The organism is Pseudomonas sp. R5-89-07 (assembly GCF_003851685.1).
Taxonomy (GTDB): domain Bacteria; phylum Pseudomonadota; class Gammaproteobacteria; order Pseudomonadales; family Pseudomonadaceae; genus Aquipseudomonas.
Map to the genome: position 1 here is coordinate 1,807,663 of NZ_CP027727.1, position 15,052 is coordinate 1,822,714.

General features: G+C 47.2%; 17 protein-coding genes. 15 read left to right on the forward strand and 2 right to left on the reverse strand.

The genetic code is table 11. The features are described 5' to 3' along the window. Positions 1–245 precede the first annotated feature (245 nt). The 12 genes from C4J94_RS08310 to C4J94_RS08365 all read left to right on the forward strand — a co-directional run bounded on the left by C4J94_RS08310 (position 246) and on the right by C4J94_RS08365 (position 11,744). A complete protein-coding gene (locus tag C4J94_RS08310) occupies positions 246–947 on the forward strand; it encodes a hypothetical protein (protein WP_124385721.1) in 702 nt (233 codons plus the stop codon). Next, on the forward strand, positions 948–2,000 hold the full coding sequence (locus tag C4J94_RS08315; protein WP_124385722.1) for a hypothetical protein: 1,053 nt from the start codon (positions 948–950) through the stop codon (positions 1,998–2,000). It abuts the gene before it with no gap. Next, a complete protein-coding gene (locus C4J94_RS08320; RefSeq protein ID WP_124385723.1) occupies positions 1,997–2,899 on the forward strand; it encodes a glycosyltransferase in 903 nt (300 codons plus the stop codon). The genes C4J94_RS08315 and C4J94_RS08320 overlap by 4 nt, the downstream gene beginning before the upstream one ends. Positions 2,900–2,902: 3 nt before the next feature. Further along, positions 2,903–3,523: a sugar transferase gene (locus C4J94_RS08325; protein ID WP_124385724.1), complete on the forward strand. Its 621-nt coding sequence runs from the start codon at positions 2,903–2,905 to the stop codon at positions 3,521–3,523. Continuing rightward, entirely contained in the window at positions 3,520–3,732 is a 213-nt protein-coding gene (locus C4J94_RS08330; RefSeq protein ID WP_124385725.1) for an acyl carrier protein, read from the forward strand. Before C4J94_RS08325 ends, C4J94_RS08330 begins: the two co-directional genes overlap by 4 nt. 127 nt (positions 3,733–3,859) lie before the next feature. Next, entirely contained in the window at positions 3,860–4,894 is a 1,035-nt protein-coding gene (locus C4J94_RS08335) for a Rieske 2Fe-2S domain-containing protein (protein WP_256657663.1), read from the forward strand. Between the two features lie 43 nt (positions 4,895–4,937). Next, a complete protein-coding gene (locus C4J94_RS08340; protein ID WP_124385726.1) occupies positions 4,938–6,020 on the forward strand; it encodes a 3-oxoacyl-ACP synthase III family protein in 1,083 nt (360 codons plus the stop codon). Then, positions 6,017–6,784 (forward strand): SDR family NAD(P)-dependent oxidoreductase, encoded by a 768-nt coding sequence (locus tag C4J94_RS08345; RefSeq protein ID WP_124385727.1) that lies wholly within the window; start codon positions 6,017–6,019, stop codon positions 6,782–6,784. Before C4J94_RS08340 ends, C4J94_RS08345 begins: the two co-directional genes overlap by 4 nt. Further along, the gene (locus C4J94_RS08350; protein WP_124385728.1) at positions 6,781–7,431 is read left to right on the forward strand and encodes a NeuD/PglB/VioB family sugar acetyltransferase; all 651 of its coding nucleotides are present in this window, start codon (positions 6,781–6,783) and stop codon (positions 7,429–7,431) included. The genes C4J94_RS08345 and C4J94_RS08350 overlap by 4 nt, the downstream gene beginning before the upstream one ends. A 4-nt stretch (positions 7,432–7,435) precedes the next feature. Continuing rightward, positions 7,436–8,449, forward strand: coding sequence for a ketoacyl-ACP synthase III (locus tag C4J94_RS08355; protein ID WP_124385729.1), 1,014 nt, complete (start codon positions 7,436–7,438; stop codon positions 8,447–8,449). Between the two features lie 45 nt (positions 8,450–8,494). Then, on the forward strand, positions 8,495–9,676 hold the full coding sequence (locus tag C4J94_RS08360; protein WP_124385730.1) for a DegT/DnrJ/EryC1/StrS aminotransferase family protein: 1,182 nt from the start codon (positions 8,495–8,497) through the stop codon (positions 9,674–9,676). 73 nt (positions 9,677–9,749) lie between these two features. Beyond that, on the forward strand, positions 9,750–11,744 hold the full coding sequence (locus C4J94_RS08365) for a nucleoside-diphosphate sugar epimerase/dehydratase (RefSeq protein WP_124385731.1): 1,995 nt from the start codon (positions 9,750–9,752) through the stop codon (positions 11,742–11,744). Positions 11,745–11,839: 95 nt separating this feature from the next. Here C4J94_RS08365 and C4J94_RS28000 read toward each other — a convergent pair whose 3' ends face one another. Further along, positions 11,840–12,388 carry a DapH/DapD/GlmU-related protein gene (locus C4J94_RS28000; RefSeq protein ID WP_124385732.1) on the reverse strand — a complete coding sequence of 183 codons (549 nt, stop codon included), beginning with the start codon at positions 12,386–12,388 and terminating at the stop codon, positions 11,840–11,842. Between the two features lie 454 nt (positions 12,389–12,842). Here C4J94_RS28000 and C4J94_RS08375 point away from each other — a divergent pair, with 454 nt between their 5' ends. The 3 genes from C4J94_RS08375 to C4J94_RS08385 all read left to right on the forward strand — a co-directional run bounded on the left by C4J94_RS08375 (position 12,843) and on the right by C4J94_RS08385 (position 14,813). After that, a complete protein-coding gene (locus tag C4J94_RS08375) occupies positions 12,843–13,175 on the forward strand; it encodes a ComEA family DNA-binding protein (RefSeq protein WP_124385733.1) in 333 nt (110 codons plus the stop codon). Positions 13,176–13,305: 130 nt separating this feature from the next. Then, positions 13,306–13,950: a GntR family transcriptional regulator gene (locus C4J94_RS08380; RefSeq protein WP_124385734.1), complete on the forward strand. Its 645-nt coding sequence runs from the start codon at positions 13,306–13,308 to the stop codon at positions 13,948–13,950. Positions 13,951–13,964: 14 nt separating this feature from the next. Then, on the forward strand, positions 13,965–14,813 hold the full coding sequence (locus C4J94_RS08385) for a DUF1989 domain-containing protein (RefSeq protein WP_124385735.1): 849 nt from the start codon (positions 13,965–13,967) through the stop codon (positions 14,811–14,813). 55 nt (positions 14,814–14,868) lie between these two features. On the opposite strand, the gene C4J94_RS08390 is transcribed toward C4J94_RS08385, so the two are convergent. Beyond that, positions 14,869–15,036 (reverse strand): DUF2897 family protein, encoded by a 168-nt coding sequence (locus C4J94_RS08390; protein ID WP_110623306.1) that lies wholly within the window; start codon positions 15,034–15,036, stop codon positions 14,869–14,871. Between the last annotated feature and the right edge of the window lie 16 nt (positions 15,037–15,052).

Here is a 15,052-nt window from a genome sequence, read left to right on the forward strand (position 1 = left end):
AGATGCTGCGGTGAGGCTGCTTCAAAATCCGGAAGCGCTCGCTCGCCTGTGCGCCCAGGTTGTTGAATTAATCTCTTGCTTGCCTGTCCTAAGGTGTGTGAAGCACGAGCATTCCGAGCAGTATCGTGAGCTGAGCCTATGAGGCATAATACCCGTGCTTTCTGGCACGGTACTGATGCGGTGTTGCAAGCTTGGTCCAGTGATTGGTTTCAATCCTGACGTTATAAAAACAGCTCGGAGTGTAAATGAACAGTAATCTTGTAAGTGTTTTTGAGTTTATAGTAATTTTTACACTCGTTGGTGCGCAGGTTTTTGACGTTTACGCTGTTATGGTCCGAGCTAAAGTGAATGTCGATGGTACTACGCAAGTGTTGGCTGTTGCTAATTGGATTCAATACTTGGCGAGAATCATGAATATGGTTTCCGTGTTCAGTATATCGTTATTGCTAGAAAGCAAAATTAGCACTATTGGCGTGCCCGCCATGTTCGGCTATTCCATGTGTCTTGGGTTGGTTATGATTGGGCTGGTTTGTAAGTTCAGCTTCACCGGGCCAGTCCTCAGAGTTCTTCAGTGTATAGGGTTTACGCCAGTGTTTGGAGAGCCGGGGAAGAAAGCTTATTGGTGGCGAATTAAATTTGACTTTTTTTCACCGCTTACTTGGTTTTCTGTTCTTGTAAGTTTGTTTATAAACATGGCGATTATCATGCCTTTTATGTTGAGTGTGAGGTACCCTGAAGTAAGAATGACACTTGCCTATACGGGGCAATTACTTAATTTTTGCGCCTCGATTATAATGTTTACATATGTCGATCGTGTATTTTTCAAAGCGCTTGATGCTGGGAACGAGTTTGCGTGTGCTAACAGAATTATAACAGGAAAGCTTATTGCTCAAGTTGTATTGGTATTGGGCGTGTTCTGTTTTTATTTTATTTTGGGGGCGAAGTAAGTGAGTTTTGAGGCTGATGCCTTAGGAGGCCCTGGGAAGCTCGGTGTGCGCTCACGATTTTTATCGGGAAGTTGGTATGTTTATTTAAATCTGGCTTTTGTGGTCGCTCTCCTTGGTGTCTATTACTTTATGGGAGGGTGGGCATTTCCGGATTATCCAAATTATGTGACGATCGTAAATAATGGTGGTTACTTATTTAGTAAAGATGAGTACATGGCAGAGTGGGTGTCTCGTCTCTTCTTAAGTCACGGGTTGAGTTTTTTTGATAGTGCGGAACATGTGGTCGATTTTTTTGCACTTATCGTTCAGATTTTTTATATATTGTTTGTGTTTTATTTTGGTGTATCTAAAGAAGGGATATCTAAGCGCGGATGGTTTTTCTTTACCGCCGTGCTGGGGCCATTGTTAATTACAACAGCCTTGCGCGCGTCACCTGCTTACATATTGATAGCCTACATCGCAGCCACTGGTGGGCGGTTTGGTTTTAAAGTCGCGCTGCTTTCCATTTTGGCTGTTTCTTTTCATGATTCTGCTTTGATATTAGTAATCGTGTACGCCGCTAGCTGTATAGGTGCGCGTTTATTTAAATCAATCGGGCCGGTGTTTTATCGGTTTTTGATGTGGTGTTCTCTTGCGCTGATATTGCTGTCGCAGCAAGTTGCATATATTTTGTTTTCTGTCGTATCAAAGTTGAACATTGGAATCAGGTCGGTATATTTTCTGGAACTTCCAGAGACGTCGATTGTAAAAAAAGTATTTATGGTTGTGATTTGGGTTGTAGCTTATACAACAATTAGGAATATATCCGTAAATGTGCGAACCAAGCTTTTTGTCTGTGGTTCAATACTATTGACAGCCCTTTCTTTTTCGTTGAGTGAAGTTGTTGGGGTTCGGTTTGCTTTGTATGTGCTCGGTAGCTGTGTATTGGCTAAAGGGGCCTTTTTGTTTACTGGGCAGCGTGATAGTCGATATCGCCAGGTAGACGTCATATTTGCCGTTGCATACTTTTGCTTGGTGTTTATGGATATTCTTCGAAATGCGAGAGGTGCATGATGGCTAAAATTGCAGTGCTGTTGGCAGCTTACAATGGTGAGTCATTCATTGTTTCTCAAGTCAATTCGATCTTGTCGCAATTGGATGTTGATGTCGATATTTATATACGCGATGACGGTTCAACGGATAATACAGTCGGTGTTATTGAGCGTTTCGCCGGATTGCATAATGTAACGATCATTGCACATAAAGTTAGTACCCGATCGGCCGCTGGTAATTTTTTCAAGATTTTATCTGAGGTTGATACTGAAAAATATGACTATGTGGCTTTTTCTGATCAGGACGACATCTGGGATCCTGAGAAGCTGAGTCGTGCAGTTTCAAAAATCGTCGACGGTGATTGCGAGGGGTACAGTGCAGATCTAATAGCCTATTCTAATTCTAAAGGTTATTCTCGGTATTTGAAAAAGTCTTACCCGGCCAAAGAATTCGATTATTTGTTCCAAGGGGCATCTGCGGGCTGTACTTATGTTCTTACCTCGAAGTTAGCGACGCTCGTGCGTAAGAGTACGCAGAATCTGGGAAGTACGGATTTTATAGGTCGTTCTCACGACTGGTTGGTTTACGCAATCGCCCGAGCGCATCAAATGCGTTGGTGCTATGACGCTTACGCGCCCATTTTTTACAGGCAACATGCTAGTAATGTTTACGGTGCGATGACTACGATGGGTAGTCTTTTTGCAAAAGTTAAGCTCGTAAGAGGTGGATGGTACAGGTCTAATGTTTTGTGGATAGCAGAACATTGCGGCGCTGGTAAAAAGGAGGATGCGATTATTGAGCTGGTTAGAAGAAACGGTTTTTGGGATCGTTTGAAGCTTATCGGCCACGCAAGCTCATTCAGACGTAAAAAATCTGAAAGTCGCGTTCTGAGTTTGTTTCTTTTCTTTGGGTTGTTTTAATATATGAAAAGACTAATAGATATAATCATATCGGGACTGGGTTTGCTTTTACTTTCTCCTGTCATAATGGTTACCTATTTTTTGGTCAGGCGCTTTTTGGGCAGACCTGCATTCTTCCGGCAGGTGAGGCCTGGCTTTGAGGGGAGGCCCTTCGAAATGCTAAAATTCAGGACAATGCTTGACGCGGTCGACTCGACTGGTGCTCCTTTGCCTGATTCCGAGCGTTTGACGAGTTTCGGGCGCTTCCTGAGAGCTAGCAGCCTCGATGAGTTGCCTGGTTTGATAAACGTGTTAAAAGGAGATATGAGCATCGTCGGGCCTCGGCCCTTGCTGATGGCCTATCTACCTCTATACAGTGCTGAACAGAGTCGTAGGCATTCGGTCCGTCCAGGCGTCACTGGGCTTGCTCAGGTTAGCGGGCGAAACGCGCTTTCCTGGGAAGAAAAATTTAAATTGGACGTATGGTATGTAGATAACCAGTCTATTTTATTAGACTTGAGGATCATTATTCTGACCTTCAAGAAGGTGTTCTTGCGAGAGGGCATCAGTCAAGAAGGGCAAGCAACTATGGAAGCCTTCACAGGTTCCGCTGACAATGCAATAACTGATGGGGAAAAGAGATGAGCAATGAAATTTTAGATTTGATCGCAGAAGCCAAGGAAGTTGAAGAGGGTTCTGTCAAGCTTGGCGATAAGTTGGATTGGGATTCAATTGCTGTAGTAACATTTATGGCCTTTCTTTCTGAGCGGGACATAAGTGTCTCTGCCGATCGCCTAAATAAATGCGAGACCGTAGACGATGTAGTAACTTTGGTCGCTGCTAAAAGTGCGTGACAGGTGAGAACTGTTTAATCCGTGCTGCTCAATGTTTTGCTAAATTGGGCAGTGTGGTTTTTTATTTAAATGTTTATCGATATTGCTCGGTATAGCGTTATGCAGGAATTGGAGATATGGGGTGTTTATGAATGACAAAATGGACTCGAAAAAAATCGAACGAGATTTGGTTGAGTCTTACTGGCACCCCCTGTGTCTTAATTCCGATTTGCCGAGTGATAGGGATTTTTTACGTTTTGATGTATTGGACTTTGAAGTCGTTATCTTCAATGATAAAGGGCGCTTAATTGCATTTGACAATCGTTGCCCGCATCGAGGGAGCCGGTTTTTCTCCGAGGATAATGGGAATCGGGGGATTATATGCAAATATCATGGTTGGAGTTTCTCGGACGGTCGTCTTCGAATCCCTAACGTAGCCTCGTTTGTTGGATGTGATATAGAAAACGCTTCCTTGAACCAGTTCGAGTTGGCGACGTGTGGTGAGCTAGTGTTTTTTGCAGTTAACCCTGCCTTATCGCTTAAAGAACAGATAGGTAGCAGGATTTACCAAGTCATCGAGCGTTTGAGTAACGATGTACAACCTTGTGCTGATTTTAATCGTTACGAGTTTAAGTGCAATTGGACAATTGCACTAGAGAACGCGCTTGAACCGTATCACATTCCTTTGATCCATCGTAATACTCTCGCGACATTAAAGCTAGGTATCGGGGAGAACGTCTTTGAAGGTGAGAATTCCATTTGGTATTCGCCGGTAGAGGACGAAAGGGTACAGCGTCGGCTTTCGGGACTCAGCAAGTTTTTCGAAACGACGGATCCATACCAAGGTTACATGAGTATTTTTCTTTTCCCATTTGCGATGATTTCGTCGACATTCGGGTACTCTTATTCAATGCAAAACTTTTTTCCTTCACCTAATGCAGATCGCGCATTCTTTACTAGTAGGCTTTTTCCGGCTAAAACATCCGACCCTCGTTACAGCGAGATCACTGGACTATTTTCGAAGTCGACTGCTGAATTAAATCGGCAAGTTTTTGAGGAAGATCATGAAATATGCCAGAGGGTTCCCAGCGATTCTTGGAGCACATCACCTCCAAAATACCTCAGCTCACTAGAGCAGAAGATATCGCATTTTCGACAGTCATGTTCAAGATGGAATAAGTAACTCACTCTATTGTGCGCGCTTTTTTTTCTGTCGGTAGGAAATTATGTCAACAAGTAATTTTGATAATGTCAGAGTTGTAAATAACGTCCGTGTTGAAGGCATTGCATGTTCGATGCCGGAAAAGGTCGTAGAGGTTTCAGACCTTGCCGATAAATTCGGAAAGGAAAATATTCAAAAAATTATGGCGAGTACAGGGGTTTTTCGTCGCCATGTAGTCGACAATGAATGCTCATCTGATCTTTGCGTTGCCGCAGCTGAGCGACTGATTTCCGATTTATCCGTCGACCGGTCTTCTATTGATACGCTGATTTTTGTATCCCAGACTCACGACCATACATTGCCCGCCACGGCTTGTATTTTACAGGAGAGATTGAACCTTCCAGTAAGTGTTGCGGCGTTTGATGTTGCTTTAGGTTGTTCCGGTTACGTGTATGGTCTTTGGCTTGCCTCATCTCTGATATCGGGCGGTGGGAGCCGACGAGTATTGTTGTTAGTGGGAGATACCATTAGTAAGATGGTATCTGACGAAGATCGTTCTGTAGCTGCGCTATTTGGGGATGCGGGTTCGGCAACGTTGCTTCGGTATGATGACAGTGCTCAACCAATTTCTTTCGCGTTGGGGACTGACGGGCGCGGCGCAAAGAATCTCATTGTCCCAGCCGGCGCGTTTCGTGATCGTAACGGCAGCCGAAGTGAAGTTAGCGAGCCGGAAGCACGAGGGCCGTTCGACTTGTTCATGAATGGCGCTGAAATTTTCGCATTCACTTTAGCCCGAGTGCCCGCTTTGGTGAAGGCGCTACACGAAAGTCGTTCGGACTTGGGCGCAGGTATTGACCATTACGTATTTCATCAAGCCAACAAGTTCATGCTTGAACATTTGGCAAAACGCATGAAACTACCTCGCGAAAAAGTCCTGCTTGACTTGGAGAACGTGGGGAATACGAGCTGTACATCGATACCTCTTGCACTGTCATTAGCGGATCTTAAAAAACATAACAGGGTGACAGGGTTGATGATGTTGGCTGGTTTTGGCGTGGGTTACTCTTGGGCCGGTTGTATTATAGACTTTAAAAACGTGTGGGTTAGTCAAATGTCCTATACCTCTGTTAGTAAGGATCCGGTATGAATATCCCATGCTTCAATCCGTTTTCTCTGCAAGGCAAACATATCTTGGTGACAGGGGCTTCGTCCGGAATTGGGCGCGAGGTCGCTGTATGGCTGAGTAAACAAGGCGCTCGTATTGCTTTGGTCGCTAGGGATATGCCACGGTTAGAGGAGACGCTCCAACGTCTTGAAGGGCACGGTCATTCTATTGCAGTCCTGGACTTTCTAAATGAGTCTGATATATCCGGCTGGATGAAAAAAATCGCGAAGGAAACTGCACCTTTTGACGGTCTGGTTCATGCCGCGGGAATCCAGGCTCCCATGCCCATTCGCGCTACAAGTCTGTCGCATTGGGAGAAAGTAATATCGACAAACGTAACCTCGTCTTTTTCGCTGATCAAAGCGTTTCGACAAAAAGGTGTGTGTCAAACTGGCTCAAGCATTGTATTAATCTCCTCGGTCATGGCTAAGATCGGTGAGCCTGCGCTTATGGGTTACTGCGCCAGTAAGGGAGCTGTAGAGTCCATGGTTAGGGCTGCTGCAGTTGAGCTCGCGCGCGAAGGTATTCGAGTGAATTGCGTAGCACCTGGTGTTGTTAAAACTGAAATGGCCGAGTCGCTTAAGGACTTGGTTGGTGCAGAATCCATGGAGTTGATTGAGCAAAAGCATCCTTTAGGGGTTGGTGCTCCCGCAGACGTCGCTTATGCAATTAACTATTTGCTTTCCCCCGCTGCTCGGTGGGTGACAGGTACTGCTCTTGTTGTCGACGGAGGATATCTTGCATGAGTGGCAAAAAATTCGTAATCGTTGGGGCCGGCGGATTTGGGCGCGAAGTTTATGTTTGGTTAAAAGATTGGATTGATCATAGCGATAAGCCCGAAACGTACAAAATCGTAGGTTTCCTAGATGATTCGTCTACAGCTCTTGGGCGTTTCTCGGATGTTCCATCGATTATTTCTTCGATAGACGACTATGTGCATCAAGACGGAGTATTTTTGGTATGTGCAATTGCCGATCCAAAAATTAAGAAAGCTGTGTCGGATAGATTGATCGCTAAGGGAGCGGAGTTCTTTTCTCTTGTTCATCCCTCGGTGATAGTCGGCACGCGAGTGGTTGTCGGTGTAGGGGTTGTAGTTTGCCCGAATACTATTTTGTCTACAGATTTAACAGTCGGTGATTTTGTAACGATAAACTCTGCGACCACCATAGGTCATGACACGTCCATCGGGCGCTACAGCACTATAAGTGGTCATTGTGATGTTACGGGCGGTGTCCAGTTAGGCGAGGGAGTGTTCATGGGCTCTCACGCCGTAGTCGTACCTAAAGTCACCGTAGGAGCGTTTGCTATAATAGGCGCCTCCTCCGTAGTGATACGAAAAGTCGCGCCGGGGGTAACCGTTTTCGGTGTTCCTGCGAAAAAAATAGCTGGGTAATAAAATGAAATTTGCAAAAATTGTTGCAATTGAATATGAGTTACCTAGCCATTCGTTGAGTAACGAAGACTTGGCGAGGCAATTCCCCGAGTGGGACGTTCCGAAAATATTCGGAAAGACAGGTATCAATGATCGCAGAATAGCAGCTGAAAATGAATGTGCTTCTGATCTAGCGTTCCGAGCCTGTAACAAAATTTTTGACTCTGGCGTCATTGATCGAGCAGCTGTTGATTGCCTGATATTGTGCACGCAGAGCCCGGATTATGTGTTGCCGTCAACGGCGTGTATTCTTCAGCACCGCCTAGGTCTGCCAACCGCCTGTGCAGCATTTGATTATAACCAGGGTTGCTCGGGTTTTATCTACGGGCTAGGTATGGCGAAAGGTCTTATAGAGACCGGCCAGGTCAAAAACGTCCTTTTAATAACTGCAGAGACCTACAGTAAATATATTCATCCGGGCGATAAGAGCGTCCGCACGTTGTTTGGTGATGCCGCGGCTGCTACATTAATTAGTGCGAGTGATGAGTGTATAACGCTTGACCGTTTTCGTTATGGTACCGATGGCTCTGGCGCGGAAAATCTGATTGTACCTGTGGGGGGGGCAAGATTCCCTGCATCTTTGAATCCCGAGTTAGAGGCTCGTCAGGACGAAAGCGGTAACATTAGAACCGATGCCAATCTTTATATGAATGGTCCGGCAATTCTAGAGTTTTCGCTGACTCGTGTTCCTGAGCTATTCGAATCTTTATTCGACGAAAAATTTACTGCGGAAATGGTGGATCGCTTTGTCTTTCACCAAGCTAATAAATTTATGCTCGATGCTTTGAAGCGAAGACTTAAGTTGCCTGAAGAAAAATTTGTAAGAGAGTTTGAGCATTGTGGTAATACGGTATCTTCCACTATTCCCATTGCGCTAAAGGAATCGCTTGAAAAGGGCAACATTAAATCAGGCGATATTGTTGCGTGTGTCGGGTTTGGCGTGGGTCTTTCATGGGCGGCGTGTACAGTCCGCTTTTAATGCTTATGCGCTAGCGCTTTGCGATCTCAATTATAGGTATTGGTTATGCTGAATTCCCCATTCGCTCCTTGGCCATCATTTACAAATGAAGAGGCCGATGCCGTTCGAGCAGTTGTGCTCTCTAACAAGGTGAACTACTGGACTGGCACAGAATGTCGAGAGTTTGAGAAGGAGTTTGCAAATTTTGCCGATACCGAATATGCAATTGCGCTCGCAAACGGTACCGTGGCGCTGGATTTGGCGTTAAAGGCGTTAGGAATTGGTGCTGGTGACGAAGTCATTGTTACATCCCGTACTTTTCTTGCATCAGTTTCTAGCATTGTAAATGCGGGCGCCATTCCGGTATTTGCGGACGTTGACTTAGACTCACAGAATGTCACAGCTGATACAATTCGTAAGGTTCTTACTTCCAAAACGCGTGGCATTATTTGCGTTCATTTGGCAGGTTGGCCCTGCGATATGGATGACATAATGGATTTGGCGGACGCCCATGATTTGAAAGTTATTGAAGACTGTGCCCAAGCTCACGGTGCGCTATACAAGGGGCGGCCTGTGGGCGCTATCGGGCACGTCGGAGCATGGTCATTCTGCCAAGACAAAATTATGACCACCGGCGGTGAAGGCGGTATGGTCACTACTAACGACCGTGAGCTTTGGGCAAAAATGTGGGCTTATAAGGACCACGGAAAGAGTTGGGATGCCGTCTATGAGCGCGAGCATGCACCAGGCTTCCGTTGGCTGCATGAGAGTTTTGGTACCAACTGGCGCATGCTTGAAATGCAAGCTGTGATCGGCCGAATTCAACTTCGAAAAATGGCGCAATGGCAGGCCGCGCGCCAAGCAAATGCGGCGCATATTTGGACTTTTGCTGAAAAGTTACCTGGGTTAAGAGTACCTACGCTGCCAGTAGAAATTCAACACGCCGCTTATAAGTGCTATGTTTTTATCCGGCCTGAACTGCTCCGGGCGCAATGGTCGCGTGACCGAATTATTTCTGAGATGGGGGCCCGTGGCGTTCCGGTTTTTTCTGGTTCGTGCTCTGAGGTTTACCTTGAAAAAGCGTTCGATGGTACCGGATGGCGTCCAGAATCACGCCTACCAAACGCGCAAGTTTTAGGCGAAACCAGCTTAATGTTTTTGGTACATCCAACGCTAACCGTTGAGCAGATTGACTTGACCTGCCATATATTAAGCGAAGTCATGACCGAGGCAACCGCGTCAGTATGAGATCTCTACGGACCGTTGGATATGCACAAGTGAAGAATGATCGGTTTTGGAGCAACAAAGGTTGAAAGGGTACATGGATAACATTCGAACTTATTTGTTAAGCCTTTCGCGTCGTAAGAAGCGCGTTTTGCAAGTGGTCGCTGATATTACTCTCGTCTGGGTAGCGTTGTGGATGGCTTTCGTCGTGCGTCTGGGCATCGATGAGATGATTAATCCGGTCAGAATACACTTGTGGCTGTTCGTTTGTGCCCCAATTGTGGCTATTCCGTTATTCATACGTTTTGGTATGTATCGTGCGGTCATGCGATATTTCGGTAATGATGCGTTAATTGCGATTATCAAAGCTGTCAGCCTTTCTGCTCTAATCTTGGCGTTTGTCGTTTACTGGTACAGTAACCACGAAAATGTTGTGCCGCGTTCTATTATCTTCAACTACTGGTGGTTGAGTTTAATCATGATTGGCGGCATGCGGCTTGGAATGCGTCAGTACTTTCTTGGAGATTGGTTTGCAGCAGTGCAGCACGTGCCTTTTACAAGTCGTGATAATGGCTTGTCCAAAGTTGCTATCTACGGTGCCGGCGCGGCTGGTAATCAGCTAGTAGCGGCTTTGAGAATGGGACGGGTAATGCGGCCCGTGGCTTTTATCGACGATGACAGTAGCATCGCCGATCGTGTTATTTCGGGTTTGCAAGTTTTCAAGCCCAAGCATATTCAGCAAATGATCGAAATGACTGGCGCCCAAGAAGTGCTGCTAGCTATACCGTCCTCATCTCGTGGACGTCGCCGTGAAATTCTCGGGTTACTGGAAGGTTTCCCACTACATGTACGTAGCGTGCCTGGGTTTATGGATCTGGCGAGTGGCCGGGTAAAGGTTGATGATATCCAAGAAGTAGACATAGGCGATTTACTCGGCCGTGACGCTGTACCGGCTCAGGGCGAGCTGCTCGAGATGTGTATCAAGGATCAAAACGTATTGGTCACGGGAGCCGGTGGTTCCATCGGCTCAGAACTGTGTCGTCAGATTCTCGAGCTACGTCCCACCAGCCTATTACTCTTTGAACATAGCGAATACAATCTTTATTGTATTTTGTCCGAGCTAGAGCAGAGAATCAATCGCGAATCCTTACCCGTCCGGTTACTTCCTATCTTGGGCTCAGTTCGCGATCAAGAAAAGTTACTTGATGTTATGAGAACCTGGCATGTAAATACTGTCTACCATGCGGCGGCTTACAAACATGTTCCGATGGTTGAGCATAATATTGCTGAAGGTGTTTTAAATAATGTGATTGGTACGCTAAACACTGCCCAGGCAGCTTTACAGGTAGGTGTTCAAAATTTCGTACTAATCTCAACTGACAAGGCTGTGCGACCCACTAATGTAATGGGAAGTACTAAAAGATTGGCGGAGTTGACCCTGCAAGCCCTTAGTCGAGAGTCAGCCCCTGTATTGTTCAATGATAAAAATAATATTTCTCGAGTGAATAATACACGTTTCACAATGGTTCGATTTGGCAATGTACTTGGTTCTTCCGGTTCGGTAATTCCGCTTTTTCACAAACAGATAAAATCCGGGGGGCCATTAACAGTCACCCATCCGAAAATAACTCGCTATTTCATGACTATTCCTGAAGCCGCTCAATTGGTCATTCAGGCTGGCTCAATGGGGTTAGGAGGGGATGTGTTTGTTCTGGATATGGGAGAACCGGTTAAAATTATTGAGTTGGCTGAGAAGATGATTCATCTGTCTGGGCTTAGTGTGCGCTCTGAAAAAAACCCTCACGGTGATATTGCTGTAGAGTTTACCGGGCTTCGTCCAGGGGAGAAGCTCTATGAGGAGTTGCTAATAGGAGATAATGTAGTAGCGACGCAGCATCCTATGATCATGAGCGCAAACGAAGACTTTATAGCTTGGGATGCTCTAAAGCTCAAACTTTCCGATCTCCTCTCAGCGGTTGATGAGGATGATTATAATCGAGTCCGTCAATTATTACGTGATACGGTAAGCGGCTATGCTCCAGACGGTGAAATTGTTGACTGGATTTATCAGCAGCGTCGCCTTGAGCCGTAATTGATCATTCATACAAAGGCGAGGGTGAACTAGCCTTTGTATGTTTCATTCGGCAGCCTGAATCATTGGAATATGTGCTGCCTTATTCTGAACTCTTAGAGCGTTTTCAAAATTCTTGCAGGTATGCCAGCTGCAACAGAATAAGGCGGTACGTCTTTTGTCACTACAGCTCCGGCTCCTATCACCGACCCCTTTCCGACAGTAACACCCTTCAGGATTGCTACTTTTTCACCAATCCAAACATCATCCTCAATTACCACCGCCGCGTAAACAAGCTTTCTTTGATTGGGGTGTTTCAAAAGTTCTTCTTTAGTTATTACGCCATGATCATGGTCTGTTATATAGACTTGGCTTGCGATTAATACATTGTTTCCAATTTTTATCGAGTGAAGGGCTGCGATGTGGCAGGCATCGTTGATTTCGACATGGTTGCCTATGATAAGGGTTTTTTTACCATCTCCATGATTGGCGGCTTCTAATCGGCAGTATTGACCAGTTGTAAATCCATCTCCGATTGACATGTTTCCCCACCCTCTGATTCGAGTAGGTTGCCGAATAATTCGTGCAGGATTATAAAATATTTTTGTCGTTGTAACAGACCAGGCTAGTCTGAAAAAATCAAGTACTGAGTACTTGGATTTCATGCTGGGTTCCATGGCGATCTCCATTTCCATTTGTGTTAATTTATTTTTATGTTGGCTACTAGATTATACCTAAGCGGAGTCGATGTTGAAAGGGGCGGAATTATTGTCTAGCTGATGAATGTCAATGGCGGATCCAGGTTTTCATCTTACCAATTGAATTTCGAAGATTTTGATGGAGTCGAAGATTATTTCTTAGATGTATTTGTTACCCTTGGCCTAGTGAGTTGATGTAGTGCACGATAGTTTGTAGCTGCTTATGTTTTTCTCGGTTGGGCCTGCCGTGAAGTTTGATTTTTTGTAGTTAAATTTAACGCTCTTATTGTATATGGCTTTTCGGCCTTGGCTAAATATTCTGTAACAGCCCCTGGTTTGACTAACTTCTGGAGTCTTCTAACGTAGAAAAGCAGCTTCGGAAAAGCTGCTTTTCCTTCCCCGATGTCATGGAGCGTCACCAATGCAAAACACCTATATCTCTTCTCTCATCTTCGCCTTCCTCACCACCCTCTCCATCGCCACCGCAGCAGCCCCATCCGCCAAACCTGAAGCCCCGAACCCCATCTCCGCCCAAATGACCAAAACCGAGCAGTCCACCAAGGTCAACCTCAACACCGCTGACGCCGAAACCCTGCGACGCGATCTGTTCGGTATTGGCGCTTCCAAGGCCAAGGCGATCGTTGCCTATCGCGAAAGCAATGGCCCATTCACAGCGGTGGATGAGTTGCTGGAGGTAAAGGGCATTGGCAAGGCTTTGCTGGAAAAGAATCGCGAGAGGCTGGTGATCAATTAAGGGGCGTAGCGCAGAAGGCCGATCGATGATCGGCCTTTCTTACGCTTTGATACGCGTGTACTAAACCCAATCTGGCATGAAAAGTGATTACCTCAAGATTAACGATTGTTCAACAATCTTGAGGTATTGAATGAAGCTCAATGTGTCCCTGGCCGACCAGATCGCCCTGGAACTACGCGCCGATATCATTGGCGGGCGGCTGTTACCGGGTATGCCGTTGATTGAGGTCGACCTGGTCAGCGCCTACAACGCATCACGTAATACGATTCGCGAAGCCTTGCATCGTTTGGGGCAGGAAGGGCTGACTCGGTATGTGCGTAACAAGGGTGTGATGGTGCGCCGCCTGGAACGTGACGAAGTGCGCGATCTGTTTGTGGTCCGCCGCACCTTGGAGCTGCAAGCCATTGCCCAAAGCGGCTCTCTGACCAACGACCAATCCGAGCGCATGCAAAACGCAATCGACGCTACCACCTTGGCGCGGGAACGTGAGGACTGGCGCTCTGTGGCCACTCACAGCCTGGTGTTTCACCAACAGATTGTCGGGCTGATGCACAGCCCACTGTTCGATGATTTCTTCGCTCAGGTGATCGCTCAATTGCGCCTGGTGTTTTGCGCCGCGCCTGATGAGCAACGTTTCCAATCGCCCTGGCTGGAACGTGATCGTGAGATTTACACGCTGTTAGCCAGCGATAACAAACCAGCCGCCAGCGAGGCGATGAGCCTTTATCTGGACGATTCCGAGCGCCTTTCCCTGGCACTGTTTGATCACCCTTGATGGAGGATTGCCCCATGTACAAAGATTATCCCGCCGCGTACCAGGTCAGCAAAGGTTCGGCGTTGCAGGTGGATGCGGCGTTCTATGAGCGCATTCGTGATCAGAAAACCCAGCGCATGCTGATCGAACAGTTCGAGGTGCCAATCCGCACGGGCCGGGCGTGGAAAGTGCCGGCCGGGCATGTGTTTCGTGTGACGACGCCAGTGGGCCCGCAGGTAGGTGACTTCAACGTGTGGAACGCCAATGATCCACGCGAGCGCTTGTGGGCGGCGCGTACTCGGCAGCTTCAAGGTGCCCATGTCAGCACCCATGACCGTCTGTGGTCGAACCTGCCATTTCTGAGACCGCTAGTCACAATCACCGACGACAGCCTGGCAAGTTACGGTATCGATGAGCACGGCGGGCGGCTGCACGATTTGCTCGGCACACGCTGTGATCCCTATGTAAACCGCATGCTCACTGGCGAGGACTTCCATCATCACTGCCACTCAAACCTGACTCGGGCAGTGTTACCCCACGGCCTGACGGAATTCGACGTGCATGACGTGCTGAATATCTTCCAGTGCACCGGGCTCAATCACGATGACATGTACTTTATGAAAGCCTGTCCGGCGCAGAAGGGGGATTACTTGGAGTTCTTTGCCGAGATTGATCTGCTGTGTGCCTTGTCGACGTGCCCAGGGGGGGATTTGTCGTTGCCGATGTGGGGGCCGGATGCGCAGGATCCGTTGACGGTGTGTCGTCCGTTGGGGGTTGAGATCTACAGGCTGGAGGCTGAATTGCTGAGTGGCTGGAGCCAGCCGGAGCGTGCGGCCTATAAGGGGCAACATGGGTTACATATTGCCAAGGCGCAATGGGAGTAGGGCTGCTTCGCAGCCCAGCGGGAGCAAGCTCCCTCGCCACAGGGTTGTAAGCGATTTAGCGGTCTTGCGCATCCTTGGCGTCCGCTTGCGCATTGCGTTCGGCCACGCGTTTGCGTTGGTCGTCGGTGAGTTCCACTTTGTTGGCGCTGTCACGCAGCATCATCAGCCCACCGACGATCGACCCGATCGCGACTACCATAATCAACCACGCATACCACGGCATAAGGCTCTCCTTGAGG

Bases quoted from the DNA above. Each gene is read 5' to 3' on its own strand.
- C4J94_RS08310 (WP_124385721.1), top strand. From the start codon at position 246: ATGAACAGTAATCTTGTAAGTGTTTTTGAGTTTATAGTAATTTTTACA.
- C4J94_RS08320 (WP_124385723.1), top strand. From the start codon at position 1,997: ATGATGGCTAAAATTGCAGTGCTGTTGGCAGCTTACAATGGTGAGTCA.
- C4J94_RS08325 (WP_124385724.1), top strand. From the start codon at position 2,903: ATGAAAAGACTAATAGATATAATCATATCGGGACTGGGTTTGCTTTTA.
- C4J94_RS08330 (WP_124385725.1), top strand. From the start codon at position 3,520: ATGAGCAATGAAATTTTAGATTTGATCGCAGAAGCCAAGGAAGTTGAA.
- C4J94_RS08335 (WP_256657663.1), top strand. From the start codon at position 3,860: ATGAATGACAAAATGGACTCGAAAAAAATCGAACGAGATTTGGTTGAG.
- C4J94_RS08340 (WP_124385726.1), top strand. From the start codon at position 4,938: ATGTCAACAAGTAATTTTGATAATGTCAGAGTTGTAAATAACGTCCGT.
- C4J94_RS08345 (WP_124385727.1), top strand. From the start codon at position 6,017: ATGAATATCCCATGCTTCAATCCGTTTTCTCTGCAAGGCAAACATATC.
- C4J94_RS08350 (WP_124385728.1), top strand. From the start codon at position 6,781: ATGAGTGGCAAAAAATTCGTAATCGTTGGGGCCGGCGGATTTGGGCGC.
- C4J94_RS08355 (WP_124385729.1), top strand. From the start codon at position 7,436: ATGAAATTTGCAAAAATTGTTGCAATTGAATATGAGTTACCTAGCCAT.
- C4J94_RS08360 (WP_124385730.1), top strand. From the start codon at position 8,495: ATGCTGAATTCCCCATTCGCTCCTTGGCCATCATTTACAAATGAAGAG.
- C4J94_RS08365 (WP_124385731.1), top strand. From the start codon at position 9,750: ATGGATAACATTCGAACTTATTTGTTAAGCCTTTCGCGTCGTAAGAAG.
- C4J94_RS28000 (WP_124385732.1), bottom strand. From the start codon at position 12,388: ATGAAATCCAAGTACTCAGTACTTGATTTTTTCAGACTAGCCTGGTCT.
- C4J94_RS08375 (WP_124385733.1), top strand. From the start codon at position 12,843: ATGCAAAACACCTATATCTCTTCTCTCATCTTCGCCTTCCTCACCACC.
- C4J94_RS08380 (WP_124385734.1), top strand. From the start codon at position 13,306: ATGAAGCTCAATGTGTCCCTGGCCGACCAGATCGCCCTGGAACTACGC.
- C4J94_RS08385 (WP_124385735.1), top strand. From the start codon at position 13,965: ATGTACAAAGATTATCCCGCCGCGTACCAGGTCAGCAAAGGTTCGGCG.
- C4J94_RS08390 (WP_110623306.1), bottom strand. From the start codon at position 15,036: ATGCCGTGGTATGCGTGGTTGATTATGGTAGTCGCGATCGGGTCGATC.